At 63.1% G+C, this 18,955-nt stretch carries 13 protein-coding genes; 12 read left to right on the forward strand and 1 reads right to left on the reverse strand.

The genetic code is table 11. The features are described 5' to 3' along the window. Entirely contained in the window at positions 1–528 is a 528-nt protein-coding gene (locus JET14_RS22945; protein WP_200336687.1) for a DUF488 domain-containing protein, read from the reverse strand. 295 nt (positions 529–823) lie between these two features. Between JET14_RS22945 and JET14_RS02705 the strand changes: the two genes are divergently transcribed. The 12 genes from JET14_RS02705 (at position 824) to JET14_RS02760 (ending at position 18,904) form a co-directional block, all read left to right on the forward strand. Further along, positions 824–4,618: a bifunctional nitrate reductase/sulfite reductase flavoprotein subunit alpha gene (locus JET14_RS02705; RefSeq protein WP_200336688.1), complete on the forward strand. Its 3,795-nt coding sequence runs from the start codon at positions 824–826 to the stop codon at positions 4,616–4,618. A 21-nt stretch (positions 4,619–4,639) separates the two neighbouring features. Continuing rightward, positions 4,640–5,230 (forward strand): ANTAR domain-containing response regulator, encoded by a 591-nt coding sequence (locus tag JET14_RS02710; protein WP_200336689.1) that lies wholly within the window; start codon positions 4,640–4,642, stop codon positions 5,228–5,230. A 2-nt stretch (positions 5,231–5,232) separates the two neighbouring features. Then, positions 5,233–6,453 (forward strand): CmpA/NrtA family ABC transporter substrate-binding protein, encoded by a 1,221-nt coding sequence (locus JET14_RS02715; protein ID WP_246750478.1) that lies wholly within the window; start codon positions 5,233–5,235, stop codon positions 6,451–6,453. A gap of 439 nt (positions 6,454–6,892) precedes the next feature. After that, positions 6,893–8,266, forward strand: coding sequence for a CmpA/NrtA family ABC transporter substrate-binding protein (locus tag JET14_RS02720; RefSeq protein WP_200336691.1), 1,374 nt, complete (start codon positions 6,893–6,895; stop codon positions 8,264–8,266). A gap of 35 nt (positions 8,267–8,301) precedes the next feature. Beyond that, the gene (locus JET14_RS02725) at positions 8,302–9,378 is read left to right on the forward strand and encodes an ABC transporter permease (RefSeq protein WP_200336692.1); all 1,077 of its coding nucleotides are present in this window, start codon (positions 8,302–8,304) and stop codon (positions 9,376–9,378) included. A gap of 7 nt (positions 9,379–9,385) precedes the next feature. Continuing rightward, positions 9,386–11,152, forward strand: a complete 1,767-nt coding sequence (locus tag JET14_RS02730; protein WP_200336693.1) for an ABC transporter ATP-binding protein — start codon at positions 9,386–9,388, stop codon at positions 11,150–11,152. A 5-nt stretch (positions 11,153–11,157) separates the two neighbouring features. Beyond that, positions 11,158–13,605 (forward strand): nitrite reductase large subunit NirB, encoded by a 2,448-nt coding sequence (nirB, locus tag JET14_RS02735; protein WP_200336694.1) that lies wholly within the window; start codon positions 11,158–11,160, stop codon positions 13,603–13,605. 10 nt (positions 13,606–13,615) lie between these two features. Continuing rightward, entirely contained in the window at positions 13,616–13,951 is a 336-nt protein-coding gene (nirD, locus tag JET14_RS02740) for a nitrite reductase small subunit NirD (RefSeq protein WP_200336695.1), read from the forward strand. 13 nt (positions 13,952–13,964) lie between these two features. Next, on the forward strand, positions 13,965–15,494 hold the full coding sequence (gene cysG, locus JET14_RS02745; protein WP_246750480.1) for a siroheme synthase CysG: 1,530 nt from the start codon (positions 13,965–13,967) through the stop codon (positions 15,492–15,494). A gap of 132 nt (positions 15,495–15,626) precedes the next feature. Then, entirely contained in the window at positions 15,627–15,770 is a 144-nt protein-coding gene (locus JET14_RS02750) for a hypothetical protein (protein WP_200336696.1), read from the forward strand. A gap of 395 nt (positions 15,771–16,165) precedes the next feature. Continuing rightward, positions 16,166–17,458 carry an alpha/beta fold hydrolase gene (locus JET14_RS02755; RefSeq protein ID WP_200337967.1) on the forward strand — a complete coding sequence of 431 codons (1,293 nt, stop codon included), beginning with the start codon at positions 16,166–16,168 and terminating at the stop codon, positions 17,456–17,458. A 189-nt stretch (positions 17,459–17,647) separates the two neighbouring features. Next, the gene (locus JET14_RS02760) at positions 17,648–18,904 is read left to right on the forward strand and encodes an ABC transporter substrate-binding protein (protein ID WP_200336697.1); all 1,257 of its coding nucleotides are present in this window, start codon (positions 17,648–17,650) and stop codon (positions 18,902–18,904) included. The last annotated feature ends 51 nt before the right edge of the window (positions 18,905–18,955 follow it).

The raw sequence follows: 18,955 nt of genomic DNA on the forward strand, positions 1-18,955 counted from the left end.
CTATTCCGGGCCGCCGGTTTTCTTGTGCGAGGGCTGGTCGTCGGCTTCGCGGTCGACGGTCTCGCCGCTGTCGTCGCGGCTTTCCGTTCCCAGCCAGGCGGGGTCCAGTTCGTGCAGAAAGCAGGGCGGGGACGACACCTCCACCGCGCCTTCGTCCGGATGATCCGTCTCGGCGCGGCGGCCGCTCCTTTCGGCGATGACGGCCGCGAGGACCCGCGCGTGGTTGATGCATTCGTCGCGGGCGGCATAGAGCAAGGTCACGGTGTGTTTCTCGCTCTTTGCGCAAAGCGCATCAAGCGCGGCGTTTTCCACAAGCTCCGCGCGGTAGCGCCGTTGAAAATCCTCCCACCGGTCTTTCCTGTGCGCAAACCATTTGCGCAGGTCGCCTGAGGGCGCGACCTCCTTGGCCCAGAGATCGACGCAGGCCTTGTCCTTCGCAAGGCCGCGCGGCCAGAGACGGTCGACGAGAACGCGCAGGCCGTCCGCCTGGTCGGGTTCGGCATAGACCCGTTTGATCTTTACCGGCATCGCGCTGTCATCCTCCCTTGTGGCAGCCCGCCTCCACAATTCAGCGGTCGGGCTTGAAAGTCGCCGCGCGTCGGACTATCGTTGAACCTATCAATGTCCAATGGCGGGCATTCCATCGCAAAGCTGCGGATCCGAGAACCGTTTCCTTCAAGGGAGCGCTTCGAACGATGCCGCGGCTTTTTTGTTTTCATTTTAGACAGCGAGGAAAGCCGATGCCACCCCGGCCTATGATCCATTCTGCGCGTCATCTCCGGTACCCGTCAATCGTCTGCCCTTCTCAAGGTGGGAGACGGCGATGGGATTAGAGCGTGTTAAAAGCGTCTGTCCCTATTGCGGCGTCGGCTGCGGCGTAGTGCTTGATGTCGAGGACGGGCGGATTGTCCGACTTTCGGGTGACAAGGACCGTCCGGCCAATCGCGGGCGGCTCTGTACCAAGGGCAAGACCGCGCATGAGACGATCGCGTCGGAGGGACGTCTCGAAACCGCGATGGTCCGGACGGATGCGGATGTTGTGCCCGCAACCACGTCTGTCGAGACCGCTATCGCCGAGACGGCGAAGCGCTTGCGCGCCATCGCCGATGAACACGGGCCTGACGCCATTGCGCTCTATGTCTCCGGCCAGATGTCGATGGAAGCGCAGTATCTCGCCAACAAGCTCGCCAAGGGGTTTTTGCGCACCCGCCATATCGAATCCAATTCCAGGCTGTGCATGGCCAGCGCCGGGTCCGGCTACAAACTCTCTCTCGGGGCCGACGCGCCGCCGGGGTCTTATGACGATATCGAGAAGGCCGATCTGTTTCTGGTGATCGGCTCGAACATGGCCGATTGCCACCCGATCCTGTTTCTCAGGATGATGGACCGGGTGAAAGCGGGCGCGAAGCTGATCGTCGTCGATCCGCGCCGCACGGCCACCGCCGAGAAGGCCGATCTGCATCTCGCGCCGAAACCCGGATCCGACCTCGCGCTGCTGAACGGCATCCTGCATCTGATCGTCGAAGCGGGCGGCATCGATCAGGCCTTTGTCGAGGCCCATACCGAGGGCTGGGACGCTATGCCGGCCTTTCTCGCCGACTATCCGCCGGAGCGCGTCGCGGCGATCACCGGCCTGACGGTTGCGGACATCAGGGCGGCGGCCGAGATGCTGCTCGCCGCCGGCGAATTCATGACGTTCTGGACCATGGGGCTCAATCAGTCCGTCCAGGGCACGTTCAACACCAACGCGATCTGCAATCTGCATCTGGCCACGGGCAAGATCTGTCGCCCCGGCAGCGGGCCGTTTTCGCTGACCGGCCAGCCGAATGCGATGGGCGGGCGCGAGATGGGCTATATGGGGCCCGGCCTGCCGGGGCAGCGTTCGGCGCTGGTAGCGGAAGACCGGCGCTTTTGCGAAGCGCAGTGGGGGCTTCAACCCGGAGCCATCCGGGCGGAAGAAGGCATCGGCACCATCGCCATGTTCGAGGCGATGGCGGCGGGCGCGATCCGGGCCGCCTGGATCATCTGCACCAATCCGGTGGCAAGCGTTGCCAACAGGAGTACCGTGACGGCGGCGCTTCAACGGGCCGAATTCGTCGCGGTGCAGGATGCCTATGCCGAGACCGAAACCACGCCCTATGCCGATATTCTTCTGCCGGCTGCGGTTTCCTTCGAGGCCGATGGCGTCATGGTCAATTCCGAGCGCAACATGGCGCTGACGGTTGCGGCCGTGAAGGCGCCGGGCGCGGCGCTGCCGGACTGGCAGATCATCGCGAAAGTCGCCTGCGCCATGGGCTATGAACATGCCTTCAGCTATGAGAGCGCGGCGGAGGTCTTCGAGGAAATCCGGCTGTTTTCCAATCCCGCGACCGGCTACGATATTTCCGGGGTCACGCATGAACGTTTGCGAGGAAACAGCATCCAGTGGCCGGCACCCGAGGCTTTGCAGACCACGCGCAACCCGATCCGCTATCGCGCGCCTGATGCAGAATTGAAATTCGCCACCGAAAGCGGCCGGGCGAAGTTCTGGCCGCGGCCGCACGTCGGCCCGCGCGAAATGCCGGATGGCGACTATCCGTTCATTCTCAACACCGGCCGACTGCAGCACCAGTGGCACACGATGACCAAGACCGGCAAGGTCGCCCGGCTGAACAAGCTCAATGCCGCGCCCTTCGTCGAGATCAACCCGGCCGATGCGGCAGCGCTCGGGATCGGCGACGGTGACCGAGTTTCGGTGACCTCGCGCCACGGTAGCGCGGTGCTGCCCGCCATCATCACCGACCGGGTCTCGCCGGGCACGCTGTTCGCGCCGTTTCACTGGAACGACGTGTTCGGCGATCAACTGGCGGTCAATGCAGTGACCGGCGATGCCGTCGATCCGATATCGCTCCAGCCGGAGTTCAAGGTGACGGCGGTCGCACTCGCCCGCGTGGCGGCGGCGGAACCCGACGCGCCGGTGGTTGCGCGGGGCAAGGTCGAGGCCGTGCCGGTGTTGGCGGAGGGCAAGGACGCGGACCCGACAAAGCCCGGTGTCTCCGTATTCTTCGCCTCGCAGACGGGGACTGCGGAAATAGTGGCCTCCGATCTCTGTGATGCGCTTGCCGAGGCGGGCTATCGCGCCGCGTTGCGCCCGCTCGACACGGTCTCGCCGCATGACCTTGCGACAAAGGATCCGGTGCTCTTCATCGTCAGCACCTTCGGCGATGGCGATCCCCCGGATCATGCCGCCGATTTCTGGGCGGCGCTCTTGCGGGAGGATGCGTCCCGTCTTGAGGGGTTGCGTTATGCCGTCGTGGCGATGGGCGACAGTTCCTATGACCAGTTCTGCGGCTTCGGCCGGAAACTGGATGCCCGGCTCGAGGCGCTCGGCGCGGCGCGTCTGGCGGCCTGCCGCACGCTGGATGCGGGCGAGGAGGGGGACGCGGTTGCGGCGGCGATGGCCGCGCTTTCCGGGCCTTCGAATGGCGCGACGGCTTCGGCTGAAAGCGCCGTCCTATCCAATGGGCGCAAACCGCCGCAAACCGTTGCGGCCAGGCTCAGCGTCAACCGGCTTTTGAGCGGGTCCGGCAGCGCCAAAGAGGTGCGCCAGTTCGGTCTCCGGGTCGATGGCGCGGCGGATTACGAGGCGGGCGACGCGCTTTCCATCATGCCGCGCAACTGTCCCGAGCTTGTCGATGAAATCCTGACCTCTCTGCAATTGCCGGCGGAAACGCCGATTTCCGGCATCAACGGCCATGACATCGGCATCGGCGAGGCGTTGCGCGATCATTTCGAGATCGGTCAGCCGAATCCGGATTTCCTCAAATGGTGGGCGGATGTCAGCGGCCATGAAACGCTGAAGGCGCTGATAGGCGCCGCGGACCGGAAAGCCCTCAATGACTGGCTGTGGGGTCGCCAGATCGCGGACATTGTCGCCATCGCGCCGAAACCCGTCGACGGGCAGGTGTTCTGCGACCATCTGAAAAAGCTCAAGCCGCGGCTCTATTCGATTGCCTCCAGCCCGAAGGCGAGCCCGGATGAAATCCACCTGACGGTTTCGGTGCTGCGCCATGCCCGACACGGAAAGAGCCGCAAGGGCGTGGCCTCAGCGTTTCTGGCGGATAGAGCGGCGGAGGCGCCGGTGCGCGTTTCTGTGAAGAAACAGGCGCATTTCCGCCCGCCCGCCGATCCGGACACCCCGGCGATCATGGTCGGGCCGGGCACCGGCATCGCGCCGTTCCGCGCCTTTTTGCAGGACCGGGAGGCGGCGGGCGCGGGCGGGCCGAACTGGCTGTTCTTCGGCGAGCAATCCCGCGACAGCGGCTATTATTATCGCGACGAAATCGAAGCCTGGCTGAAGGGTGGGTTGCTGACCCGCTTCGACACCGCCTTTTCGCGCGACCAGGCGCAAAAAATCTATGTCCAGCACCGCATGGCGGAAAACGGGCGCGAAATCTGGAACTGGCTGGAGGGCGGCGCGCACTTCTATGTCTGCGGCGATGCCAGCCGCATGGCGAAGGATGTGGATGCAGCACTTCGGGCGATTGCCGAGACCCATGGCGGGCTTTCGCAAGCGGCCGCCGAGGGCTACGTTAAGACGCTCGTCCGGGAAAAACGCTATATGCGCGATGTCTACTGAACCTTTTGCGGAAGCCGCCTCATGAACACCAGTGATCTGGCGATCCTTGTCATCGATGAAAACGCGATCCGCGCCGCCATTATCAGGGACGGCCTGCTCAAGGCTGGCCACCATAATGTCACCGTGGTGGAGGAACTGGTCGGCGTCGCCCGGACGATCGAGCGTCTGTCGCCGGATGTGATCGTGATCGATATCGAAAACCCCAATCGAGACATGCTCGAAAGCCTGTTCGTGCTGTCGCGTACGGTGAAAAAGCCGATCGCGATGTTCGTCGACCGCTCCGATGCCGAAACCATCCATGCGGCCGTCGAGGCCGGGGTTTCGGCCTATGTCGTCGACGGGCTGAAGCAGGAGCGCGTCAAGCCGATCCTCGACATGGCGATTTCCCGTTTCAACGCGTTTTCGCGCATGGCGCAGGAGCTGGAGGCGGCGAAAAGCCAGCTTGAGAACCGTAAGGTGGTCGATCGCGCCAAGGCGCTTTTGATGAAATCGCGCGGCATGGATGAGGAAAAGGCCTATGCGCTGCTGCGGCGCACGGCGATGGATCAGAACCGCAAGATTGTCGATGTGGCGCAAAGCCTGATCATGACGTTCGAGATGCTGGAGAGATGAAGATGCAGGACCTTTCAATCGGATTTGTACCGCTTCTCGACAGCGCCATCGTTCTGGCGGCGGAGGCGAAGGGCTTTTTCATCGAGGAAGGGCTCAAGGTGCGCCTCACCCGGGAAACCTCGTGGAGCGCGATCCGCGACCGGCTGGCCGTCGGCAGCCTGCAGGCCGCCCATGTGCTGGCGCCAATGCCGATTGCCGCCAATCTCGGCCTGTTTCCGCTGGCGCCGAAACTGGTGGCGCCGATCGCGCTCGGCCTCGGCGGCAATGCGGTGACGGTTTCGGCGGCCCTTGGCGCTGCGATGGAAGTGGAGGGCGATGAAAGCGATCTCGATCCGGCCAAGGCCGGCGCTGCGCTGAAACGGGTGATTGCGGCGAGAAAGGCTGAAGGCCTGCCGCCGCTGCGTTTCGGGGTCGTCTATGTGTTTTCCGGGCACAATCTCGAATTGCGCTACTGGCTTGCCGCCAACGGCATCGATCCCGACCGGGATATCGAGATCGTGGTGCTGCCGCCGCCGTTCATGCCGGATGCGGTGGAAGCCGGGCGGATCGACGGCTATTGCGCCGGCGAACCGTGGAACACGATTGCCGCGCGGCGCGGGGCGGCGCGGATCGTCACCGTGAAGGCGAAGATCTGGCGCTCCAGCCCGGAAAAGGTGCTGGCGCTGCCGGCCGATTTCGTGGATGCCAACGAGGAGACCGTGGCAGCGCTGCTGCGCGGGCTCTACCGGGCCTCGCAATGGGCGGCCGCGCCGGAAAACCACTCGGAACTGGCCGCGATCCTCGCCGAGCCGGGCCATCTCGATGTCGACCGGGCGATGCTCGAGCCGCTGTTCTCCGGAACGCTCTCGATCAGCGAAGAGGCGCAAACCACGGTCGAGGATTTTTTCCTGACCTCCGCCAAGGCCGCGACCTTTCCCTGGCAGAGCCATGCGCTGTGGTTCTACAGCCAGATCGTGCGCTGGGGGCTCTGCGATCACTCGGCCGAAAACGCCGAGATCGCGAAAACGAGCTATCGGCCGGATATCTACCGCAAGGCGCTGCAGCCGCTGCACACGCCGCTGCCAGGGGCGAGCCTGAAGGTGGAAGGCGCGCTCAAGGCGCCGACGCCGGTGGGCGCGAGCGCCGGCGGCCTCATCCTCGGTCCCGATGGCTTTTTTGACGGACAGACCTTCGATCCCGATCAGGTGGGCGCTTATATCGAACAGCAGAAGGCGGCGATCTGAGCAGCCTTTTGACAAAACCCGCTCCACCCTCCACCCGCGTCATGCTCGGGCTTGACCCGAGCATTAAGGCGATGCAAGCGATTGAATTAATGAACGTTTTTCTGCCGTTTGCCGTACGGTCTGGATCCTCGGGTCAAGCGCGAGGATGACCCGGTATGGGTAGGGTGGGGTTTGTTCAGCCGAGGCCTCAGTATGCTCTTCTCAAATGCAAATGCATAAAATATAGGCAATACTATGCTGAAGATATTTTTTATGCAAAAATCCGCCGATGCCGCTTGTCTGATGCGGCATTGTGTGTTTCCATAAGTCTCAAGAATTCGGCGCCCAATGGAGGGTGCCAGGCAACGCCGCCAACGCATTCGCGCCACAACTGGCACGATGACCGTTAGGCGGCTTTTTTCGTTTTTATCCGACATTCCTTATCCATCAGGAGAACGCCATGCGCCATTTCCTTTGCTCCGTCACCATGCTCTGTTCGCTGACCTTCGCGGCGACGGCCACCCATGCCGAAATGCTGTTTCCGGAAAAGGACGAGCTCACCATCGGCTTCATCAAGCTGACGGATATGGCGCCGCTGGCAATCGCCAAGGAGATGCATTTCTTCGAGGATGAGGGCCTCTACGTGACGCTCGAGGCGCAGGCGAACTGGAAAGTCCTGCTCGACCGGGTGATCACCGGGGAGCTCGACGGCGCGCATATGCTGGCCGGTCAGCCGCTGGCTGCGACCATCGGTTATGGTACCAAGGCGCATATCGTCACGCCGTTCTCGATGGATCTGAACGGCAATGCGATCACGGTCTCGAACGCGGTCTGGGATCGGATGAAGGAAAATATTCCTGTTGGTCCCGATGGCAAGCCGCAACACCCGATCAAGGCCGATGCGCTGAAGCCGGTGGTCGAGGCCTACAAGGCCGAGGGCAAGCCGTTCAAGATGGGCATGGTCTTCCCGGTCTCCACCCATAATTACGAGCTGCGCTACTGGCTGGCCGCCGGCGGCATCAATCCGGGCTATTATTCACCGGGCGACATCTCCGGCCAGATCCAGGCCGGTGCGCTTCTGTCCGTCACCCCGCCGCCGCAGATGCCGGCGACGATGGAGGCCGGCACCATCGAGGGGTATTGCGTCGGCGAGCCGTGGAACCAGGCGGCCGTGTTCAAGGGCATCGGCGTGCCGGTCGTCACCGATTACGACATCTGGAAGAACAATCCGGAAAAGGTCTTCGGCCTGACGAAGGAGTTCACCGAGAAATACCCGCAGACCACGCTGGGGCTCACCAAGGCCCTGATCCGTGCCGCGATCTGGCTCGACGAGAATGACAACGCCAATCGCGAGGAAGCGGTCGAAATCCTGTCGCGGCCGGAATATGTCGGCGCCGATGCCGAGGTGATCGCCAATTCGATGACCGGCACGTTCGAATATGAGAAGGGCGACAAGCGCCCGGCCGCAGACTTCAACGTCTTCTTCCGCCACTTTGCCACCTATCCCTATTATTCCGATGCCGTCTGGTACCTGACCCAGATGCGCCGCTGGGGCCAAATCGCCGAGCCGCAGGAAGATGGCTGGTATGACGAGGTCGCCCGCTCGGTCTACCTGCCGGATATCTATCTGGAGGCCGCTCGCCAGCTGATCGACGAGGGCCACGCCACGGAAGCGGACTTCCCCTTCGACACCGACGGCTACAAGCCCGCGACAAGCGAGTTCATCGACGGCGTGACCTATGACGGTCGCCATCCGAACGCCTATCTCGAAAGCTTCCCGATCGGCCTGAAGGGCGATGAGGTGATCGACGGCAACAAGATCGCCGGCCGCTGAGCGCGATTGAAACGAGCACGGACAAGGAAGGCGCCATGACCATTGCAACGGACATTCTGGACCCTGAAATCGCCGCCCGCCGCGAACGGCGCATCGCCCGGATCAACCGGGCGGGCAAGGTGCTCGCCCCCTTCGGCCTCGGCTTCGTGGTACCGCTTTTAAAGCTTGCCGCCGGCGACACGCCCTCGGAACAATGGGCGGATCTGAAGCAGATGCTGCTGGTGCCGCTCATCGGCATTCTCGCCTTTCTCGCCGCCTGGGCGTATCTCGCGCCGAAGGTGCAGACCTCGCTTGGCGCGATCCCAGGACCGGCAGCGGTGTTCCAGCAGGCGGAAGTGCTGATGGACGACCATTTCGCCGAGCGGCAGAAGGCCGAGGCATTCTACGCCCGTCAGGACGAGCGCAATCAGATGCTGATTGCCGAAGGCTATGCCGACCGCGTGAAGGTGCGGCCCTATACCGGCAAGCCGACCTATCTCGACCAGATCTGGACCTCGCTGCTGACGGTCGCGCTCGGCTTTTTCATCGGCACGGTGATCGCCGTCCCCGTCGGCATTGCCTGCGGGTTGTCGAAGACCTTCGAGGGTGCGATCAATCCGCTGATCCAGCTGTTCAAGCCGGTTTCGCCGCTCGCCTGGCTGCCGATCGTGACCATGGTGGTGGCAGCCCTTTACCAGAACCCGAGCGACCTCTTGCCGAAATCCATGGTGATTTCCGCGGTCACAGTGACGCTCTGTTCCATCTGGCCGACGATCATCAACACGGCGCTCGGCGTCGCCTCGATCGATCGCGATCTCGTCAATGTCGGCAAGGTGCTGCAGCTTTCCACCTGGACGACGATCCGCAAGCTGGTGCTGCCGTCCTCGCTGCCGCTTATCTTCACTGGCATGCGGCTTTCGCTCGGTGTTGGCTGGATGGTGCTGATTGCCGCGGAAATGCTGGCGCAGAACCCCGGTCTCGGCAAGTTCGTCTGGGACGAGTTCCAGAACGGGTCCTCGGATTCGCTCGCCCGCATCATGGTCGCGGTGATCACCATCGGCCTGATCGGCTTCTTCCTCGACCGGGTGATGTTCGCGCTGCAGACCGCCTTCACCTATTCGGCGAACCGGTAAGGAGGGCATGATGAACACCATTCTTCAGCTCAGAAACGTCGAAAAGGGCTTTGGCGAAGGCGTCAAACGCAACCCCGTCCTTTCCGATATCTCGCTTGATGTACAGGAAGGCGAATTCATCGCCATCCTCGGCTTTTCCGGCGCCGGCAAGACGACGCTGATGTCGATGCTCGCCGGTCTCGAAAGGCCGGACAGCGGCGAAATCCTGTTTCGCGGCGCACCGGTAGAAGGCCCGTCGCCGAAGCGCGGCATCGTGTTCCAGAACTATGCGCTGATGCCCTGGCTTTCGGTGGAGGCCAATGTGCGGCTTGCCGTCGACGCGGTGCATCAGGGAAAGTCGGCAAAGGAGCGGGCCGCACTCGTTGATTGGTATGTGGCGATGGTGGGCCTGAAACACGCCCGCGACCGCAAGCCGTCGGAACTGTCAGGCGGCATGCGCCAGCGCGTCTCGGTCGCCCGCGCGCTTGCCATGCAGCCGGACCTGCTGCTGCTCGACGAGCCGCTTTCGGCGCTCGATGCGCTGACCCGCGCCAAGCTGCAGGACGAGCTTGCCGATATCTCGCAGAAAGAGAAGAAGACCATCATCCTCGTCACCAATGATGTCGACGAGGCCATTCTGCTGGCCGACCGGATTGTGCCGCTGACCCCCGGTCCCGACGCCACCTTCGGCCCGTCTTTCGATGTGAATATCGCGCGGCCCCGAGAGCGCGCGGCGATGAATTCCGATCCCGATTTTATCCGCCTGCGCGCGTCGATTACCGAATATCTGATGGATGTCGGCCTCAGCGCCAAACCGGAAACGAGCCGTGTCGAAGCGCTTCCCAATGTCGTCCCGATTTCCATCAAGTCGACCTCGAAGCCTCTGCCCGCCGCCTATCGCGAAAAGGCGCAATCGCCCATCGAGAGTGGCTATGTCGAATTTTCCAACGTCACCAAGATCTATCCGACGCCGAAAGGCCCGCTGACCGTTGTCGACGGCTTCGATCTGAAGATGAAGAAGGGCGAGTTCGTTTCCGTGATCGGCCACTCCGGCTGCGGAAAATCGACGGTGCTCTCCATGGCGGCGGGTCTGAACCCGATCAATGCCGGGGGCGTGATCCTCGATGGCCGCGAGATTTCCGGCGCCGGGCCGGATCGCGCCGTGGTGTTTCAGGCCCCTTCGCTGATGCCATGGCTGACGGCGCGCGAGAATGTCGCCCTCGGCGTTGACCGGGTCTATCCGAAGGCAAGCCCCGCCGAACGCCGCGATATCGTCGAATATTATCTCGAGCGCGTCGGCCTTGGCGACGCCATGCATCGGCCGGCAGCCGACATGTCGAACGGCATGCGTCAGCGCGTCGGCATTGCCCGCGCCTTCGCGCTTTCGCCGAAGCTTCTCCTGCTCGATGAACCCTTCGGCATGCTCGATAGCCTGACGCGCTGGGAGCTGCAGGAGGTGCTGATGGAAGTCTGGTCGCGCACCAAGGTGACCGCCATCTGCGTCACCCATGACGTCGACGAGGCCATTCTCCTGGCTGACAGGGTGGTGATGATGTCGAACGGGCCGAATGCCCGCATCGGCAATATCATGGAGGTCGACCTGCCGCGCCCGCGCTCCAGAAAAGCGCTGCTCGACCACCCGGATTATTACGCCTATCGCGAGGAACTGCTGGAGTTTCTCGAAGCCTATGAGGGCGGGGCCTCGCCCGCCGAGGAACAGCTCGCCGCCATCAGGCAGAAGCGCGACCAGCGCATCAGCCGGCAGACCTGCAACAAACGCGTCGCAGCGGAGTAGATATCATGGCCCAGAAACTCGTCATCATCGGAAACGGCATGGCCCCCGGCCGCATGCTCGAAGACCTGTTCGAGCGCGCCCCCGGTCTCTATGACGTCACCATTTTCAACGCCGAGCCGCGGGTAAACTACGACCGCATCATGCTGTCGCCGGTGCTTTCCGGCGAAAAGACCTATGAAGACATCATCATCCATGGCGATGACTGGTATGAAGCACACGGCGTGACGCTGCATCGCGGCGCAAAGGTCGCGAAGATCGATCGGGAGGCGAAGACCGTCACCGCCGAAAATGGCGTCACCGCACCCTATGACCGGCTGGTGATCGCCACCGGTTCTTCGCCCTTCATCATTCCCGTACCCGGCCACGATTTGCCCGGCGTTCTGGCCTATCGCGATCTGGATGACGTTGACCGGATGCTGAAGATCGCCGAAGGGCAGGGCCATGCGGTCGTTATCGGCGGCGGGCTTTTGGGGCTTGAGGCGGCCTACGGGCTGAAGCAACGAGGCATGAGCGTCACCGTGCTGCACCTGATGGACACGATCATGGAGCGGCAGCTCGACCCGGCAGCGGCCTATCTCCTGGAAAAGGCGCTCGACGATCGCGGCATCGAGATCATCACCAAGGCCAATACCAAAAGGATCCTCGGAGAGGGCAGGGTCGAAGGCGTCGAGCTGGAGGACGGCCGCATCATCTCCGCCGATATGGTGGTGATGGCGGTCGGCATCCGTCCGGCGGCGGGCCTTGCAAAGGATGCCGGGCTTGAGGTCAATCGCGGCATCGTCGTCGATGACGGCATGGCGACCTCCGATCCGGCGATCTTCGCGCTCGGTGAATGCGCCGAGCATCGTGGCACCTGCTACGGGCTGGTCGCGCCGCTTTACGAAAGTGCTTCCGTGCTTGCCGACCGGCTTGCCGGCGGCGCGGCGGAATACAAGGGCTCGCATGTCAACACCAAGCTGAAGGTCACCGGCATCAAGCTGTTTTCCGCCGGGGATTTTGCCGAAGGGCCGGACCGTGAGGAAGTGGTGCTGCGCGATGCCACGCGCGGCGTCTACAAGCGCGTGATCCTGCAGGATAACCGCGTGATCGGCGCCGTGCTTTATGGCGACACCGCCGATGGCGCCTGGTATTTCGACATGCTGAAGCGCGGGACGGACGTTTCCGAAATGCGCGAAACGCTGATCTACGGCCAGGCCTATCAGGGCGGTGGCGCGGCCGATCCGGCGGCCGCCGTGGCAGCACTTCCCGATGACGCGGAAATCTGCGGGTGCAACGGCATCTGCAAGGGCAGGATCGTAACCGCGATCAAGGACAAGGGCCTGACCTCGCTCGACGATGTCCGCGCCCACACGAAGGCCTCGGCATCGTGCGGCACCTGCACCGGGCTCGTCGAACAGCTGATGGCGCTGACGCTGGGGGATGCCTATAACCCCGCGGCCGTCCAGCCGGTCTGCGGCTGCACCGATCTCGGCCATGACGATGTGCGCCGCCTGATCCGCGCCAAGGGGCTGAAGACCATTCCCGCCGTGATGCAGGAACTCGAGTGGAAAACCTCCTGCGGCTGCGCCAAATGCCGGCCGGCGCTCAACTACTATCTCGTCTGCGACTGGCCCGGCGAATATGCCGATGATTACCAGTCGCGCTTCATCAACGAGCGCGTCCACGCCAATATCCAGAAGGACGGCACCTATTCGGTGGTGCCGCGCATGTGGGGCGGCGTCACCTCGTCGAAGGAGCTGCGCGCGATTGCCGATGTCGTCGACAAATACGAGATCCCGACCGTCAAATGCACCGGCGGCCAGCGCATCGATATGCTCGGCGTGAAAAAGGAAGACCTGCCGGCGGTCTGGGCCGATCTCGGTAAGGCCGGCTTCGTTTCCGGCCAGGCCTATGCCAAGGGCCTGCGCACGGTGAAGACTTGCGTCGGCAACGACTGGTGCCGCTTCGGCACGCAGGATTCCACCGGCCTCGGCATAAGGCTCGAGAAATTCATGTGGGGCTCGTGGACGCCCGCAAAACTCAAGCTCGCCGTTTCCGGCTGTCCGCGCAACTGCGCCGAGGCAACCTGCAAGGATATCGGCGTGATCTGCGTCGACAGTGGCTTCGAAATCCATTTCGCGGGTGCGGCCGGGCTCGAAATCCGGGGCACCGAGGTGCTCGGCATGGTGAAGACCGAGGACGAGGCGCTGGAGCATATCGTGGCGCTCACCCAGATGTATCGCGAACAGGCGCGCTATCTGGAGCGCATCTACAAATGGGCAAAGCGCATCGGCTATGACGAGGTCCGCGCCCAGATCATGGACAATGCCGAAAAGCGGAAAGCCTATTTCGACCGCTTCGTCGAGAGCCAGAAATATGCCCAGGTCGACCCGTGGTCGGAGCGCGTTTCCGGCAAGGACAAGCATGAATTCAAGCCGATGGCCGTGGTCGGACATCCCGAGCCGGCGGAGTGAGGAGCCCATCATGAGCAACGATTTCATTGCCATCGGCCGTATTGAAGATATCCCGCGGCGCGGCGCGCGCTGCGTGAACACCGCTTTCGGCCGCATCGCGGTGTTCCGCACCGCGGAGGACGAGGTCTTCGCCATCGACGACCGCTGCCCGCACAAGGGCGGGCCGTTATCGGAGGGCATGGTGCATGGCAGGGCCGTGACGTGCCCCTTGCACAACATGGTGATTTCGCTGGAAAGCGGTACGGCGCAAGGCGCGGATGAGGGCGAGGTGCAGACCTATCCTGTTCGTGTCGAAAACGGCCGCCTCTCTATCGCGCTTTCGGCCCTGCCGATGGCGGCGGAATAGGGGAGGCGGACCCATGGCCACCGGACGCGCAAAAACGCCCGCCCGCATGGAGAACCTTTCCGTCCTGCCGCTGTTCTTCCGGCTGAAGGGCAAGGCGGTGCTGGTCGCCGGCGGCAGTGAGGCCGCCGCCTGGAAGGCAGAGCTTATGGCGGCTGCCGGGGCGGACGTCACGGTCTTTCTGGGCCGCGAGGCTGCCGACGAGGCGCTGCTTGCGTTGGAGGCCGATGGCCGTTTGCGCCTTTCGGACACGCACTGGTCGACTGCCGACTGGACGGGGTTTGAGTTGGCGCTGGGCGATTGCGGGAACGACGCGGCGGCGCAGGCCTTCCGGGCAAGAGCGAAGGCGGAAGGCGTGCCGGTCAACGTCATCGACAAACCGGATTATTGCGACTTCCAGTTCGGCTCGATCGTCAACCGCTCGCCGGTCGTCGTCGGCATTTCCACCGACGGCGCCGCGCCCATTTTGGGCCAGGCGATTAGGCGGCGGATCGAAACGTTGCTGCCGAAATCGCTGAAAGGCTGGGCCGGGCTTGCGGCCGGTTTGCGCGACGGGGTGAATGCCAGACTGAAACCGGGCGGCGCGCGCCGGGCCTTCTGGGAGCATTTTGTCGATCTCAGCTTTGCCGGACAGTCCGGCCCTGACGAGGATGCAGCCGACCGGCTTCTGGCGCGTGCGAGGCAGATTGCGGCAGCGCCGCAAACCGGCAGCGTCACGCTCGTCGGCGCCGGGCCGGGCGATGCGGAACTCCTGACGCTGAAGGCCATGCGGGCGCTGCAATCGGCCGACGTCATCCTGTTCGACGACCTGATATCGCCGGACATCCTCGAACTGGCGCGGCGCGAGGCGAAGCGCATGCTGGTCGGCAAACGCGGCGGGCGGACAAGCTGCCGGCAGGAGGATATCAACCGGATGATGCTCGATCTGGCGCGGGCCGGAAAGCGCGTCGTCCGGCTGAAATCTGGCGACCCCTCGGTCTTCGGACGCTCCGGCGAGGAAATTGCCGCCCTTCGCGATGCGGGCATTCCGGTCTCCGTCATCCCCGGCATTACCGCCGCAAGCGCGCTTGCCGCCGGCACGACGACTTCGCTCACCCACCGCGACTGCGCACAATCGGTGCGCTTCGTCACCGGGCACTCGAAAAAGGGCGTGTTGCCGGAGGATATCGACTGGCGCGCCATCGCCGACCCGACGACGACAACGATGTTCTACATGGGCGGCCGCACCGCCGGCGAAATCAGCGCACGGCTGATCGCTGAAGGCCTGCCGCCGGAAACCCCGGTCCTGATCGCCGCCAATATCAGCCGACCGGATGAAAGACGCTGGCACGGAACGCTCGCTGGCCTGGCCGAGGGCATGAAAGAAATCGGCTACGACAACCCCGTTTTGTTCGGCGTCGGCCGGGTTTTTGCCCGAAAGGCGGCCTTGCCGGAGGCGTCAAAGGATGTGCCGGTATCGTGCTCTGCCGGCGGCGCACGGCCCTTGGTGCCCGCCATGTCGTCGTATTTGTCGGACGGCACGTTGGCAATGTGCAGGAGCGCCTGATTTCACCAGCCGAAGAAGGGCACCGGTCGAGATCGTAGAGATAGCCCCGGAATTCCTCGAAGCCGTGGGCAGGAATTCGGCGGTGTAGCCGAGTTCGCGCGGGAACACTGCATGTAGCCGACAGCGTCTGACATGATGAACATGATGTCGGGCTGTCCGGGCGGCGCGCCGGCACTGTCCTGGGCCAGGGCGCTCATTCCGGTCAAGGCCGATGCGCAAAGGGGCTGTTCGCCGTCCGAAGTCAGGGCAGGCGTGGCGGAAGTCGATCGTCTGTGAAAGAGGGCCGCGATTTCGGGCAGCAGCGAGAATGCCGACATCCGCGGTTCATCGGGACACGCGCGGCGGCATTCGCGTCCTCCTTTCGCGGCCTTTCCGCGGGCCCGCCCTTTTCGTCGGACGCAAAAGCGGATAGGGCTCGGGAAAGGCTAGACTATCGGGCGGCTAATCTGAACCGTCCGATGATCCATCTCTTCGTTTAGGCGCATCGGGTTATCGAAAAAACCGGTAACCACTTTTTCGCCCGATGCTCTAGCGCGCCCAGGAAAAGGGGAGACCGGTCTTCCGTCCGGACGCGCGGAAAAACGAAGGGTGAGAGCGTGTTCGCGATTCAAGAAAACGCGGACATGCTCCAAGGCCCGGTAATAACCGACTGGTCAGGATGATGCGCGATGATGCCGAAACAATATATCATTCCCGGAATGATGATCCGGGATATGCTGGTTCCGGTGCCGCTCGACTGGACGAAACCCGATGGCGCCTTCATCCAGATTTTCGTGCGCGAGATTGTCGATCCGGTGAAACGGCGTGACGACCTGCCGACGCTTGCCTTTCTGCAGGGCGGGCCGGGCGGCAAATCGCCAAGGCCCGTGGGCGGCGGTCCGTCCTGGCTTGCCGAGGCGTTGAAGACCCATCGCGTGATCCTGATCGATCAGCGCGGCACCGGCCGCAGCAGCCGCATCGAGGCGGAAACCATGTCGCGCTTCGAGAATGGCGAGGCGGCGGCCGACTATCTGATGCATTTTCGCGCCGACAGCATCGTTGCCGACTGCGAACATGTGCGCAAGAACCTGATGGGCGATCGCAAGTGGGAGACGCTCGGTCAGAGCTTCGGCGGCTTCATCACGCTCACCTATCTCTCGCAGGCCCCCGAAGGGCTCGCCGCCTGCTACGTGACCGGGGGGCTGTCCGGCCTTTCGGCCTCCGCGGACGAGGTCTACCGCCGCACCTATCCGCGCGTGGCCGTCAAGAACCGGCAGTATCACAAGCGCTATCCGCATGATGCGGGTCTGTTCTCGCGCATTGCCGATCATGTTGCGGAAAATGATGTCCGCCTGCCCGATGGCGACCGGCTCACGGTGCGCCGGCTGCAGACGCTGGGGATCGCATTCGGGGGAGGGGCCGGCTTCGAAAGCGTGCACTGGCTGATGGACGAGGCCTTTGCCGATCCGGATGAAACGCGCCTTTCAGACAGCTTCCTCTTTTCCGTCATGGCGGCGACCGGCTTTGATTCCAATCCGCTCTACGCCCTTCTGCAGGAGAGCATTTACGGGCAGGGAAGCGCGCCGACGAACTGGGCGGCCGAGCGCATCCGCGCCGAGTTTCCGCGCTTTCATCCCGATCAGCGGCCGCTGATGATGACCGGCGAGATGGTTTATCCTTGGATGTTCGAGGAGATACGGTCCCTGCGCCCGTTCCGGGACGCGGCCGAGGCACTTGCAGCGCATTCTGGCTATCCGCCGCTTTACGATGCGACGCGGCTTTTTGCCAATGATATTCCCGTTGCCGCCGCCGTCTATCACGACGACATGTATGTGGATGCCGGGCTTTCGCTGGAAACGGCTGGGAGGCTCGGCAATTGCCAAGCCTGGGTCACCAATGAATACGAGCATGACGGGTTGCGCCAGAGCCCGGAAGTCTTCCGCCGCCTGCGCACCCTCGTGCAGGAGCGCGGCGGTCCGCTCTGATCCTTCCCGGCCCCTGTTGAGCCTTCGCGGCTCTCGCCCCTGAAGACAGCCGGGACGCGGTAGCGTGCGCCCGGCATTGTTGTCGCCTGTTATGAATTCTTCATCATTCGTTCAACGAAGTGTCGTTTTGCAAGTTTAATTGCATGTTGCCATCACATTGCAATTTTTGTTGCGAAAAGGATTTTTCGAATGATGAAACTTTCCGCCTATCTTCTGGCCGGCTCCGTCGCGCTTTCCGCGTCTGCCGCCTTTGCCGATACCACTGTCGAATTCTGGCACAGCTTCTCCGACACCAGCGCCAATGGCGCAGCGCTGGCAGAAATCATCGACAATTTCGAAGCCGCCAATCCTGGCATCACCATCGATTCCCAGTTCATCGGCAATTACAACGACATCGTCGCCAAGCTGCAGGCCGCAATCCCCGCGCGCCGCGCGCCCGATGCGGTGATCATGGAAGTCACCCGCTACGGTCTTTTCGCCGATCGCGGCGTGCTCGATGATCTCTCCGAGCGTCTCGCCAATGACCCGCTTGCCGACAATCTGTTCGACTTTGCCCGCGAGGTCGGCGTCTATGAGGGCAAGAACTATATCGTACCCTTCAATTCCTCGACGCCGGTTCTCTATCTCAACAAGGCCGTCTTCGACGCTGCCGGTTTTGAGGAAGAGCCGAAGCTTGAGACCTATGACGATATCCTGGCTGCCGCGCAGCAGATCACTGATACTCTGGGTGACGAAGGTATCATGGGTATGACGGCGCCGGGCCAGTTCGCCCGCTGGGGCCTGATCATGTCGAATGACAGCGACCTGATCGACTCGAAGACCGGCGAAATCCTGATTGATGCGCCGAACACGGTCGAGGCCTATGAATGGATGGCCTCGCTCGTCGACGAATACAAGGTTGCCTCGCCGGATGGCGTGACCGACGAGAAGAAGGACAAGCAGTTCTTTCTCTCGGGCAATGCCGGCATGATGATGAACTCGACCGGCAATTACGGCGATGCCAAGGAAGCGCTCGGCGATGACCTTCTGGTTCGCCCGATGCCCTGCAACAAGACCTGCGCGGTTCCGATCGGCGGCGCCGGTATCGGAATTCTCTCCTCGGCCGAGCCGGAAGTGAAGGACGCCGCCTACAAGTTCATCTCCTTTGCCGCCTCGCCGGAATCGAACGCCATCTGGTTTGCCGGAACCGGCTACATGCCGATCAACCGTCATACGGCGGAACAGCCGCGCGCTGCCGAAGCGCTTGCCAACGCAGAAGGCATCGATGTCGCCATCAAACAGCTCGACTTTGCCCGTGGCCGTCCGCGCCCGGTCGTCGTCACCTGGATGCGCGCCAACGAATATGATGTCTGGCAGTCGATCGCTCTCGGTCAGCGCAGCGCCGAGGAAGCGCTGTCCGACTTTGCCGAGCGCACCCGTCAGGAAGCCCAGCGCCTTTCCAACTGATTGATCTGCCGAAAACAACGGCCCGCGCGGTGTTCACGCTGCGCGGGCATC

Origin of the sequence: Martelella lutilitoris, assembly GCF_016598595.1 — a bacterium.
Taxonomy (GTDB): Bacteria; Pseudomonadota; Alphaproteobacteria; order Rhizobiales; family Rhizobiaceae; genus Martelella; species Martelella lutilitoris_A.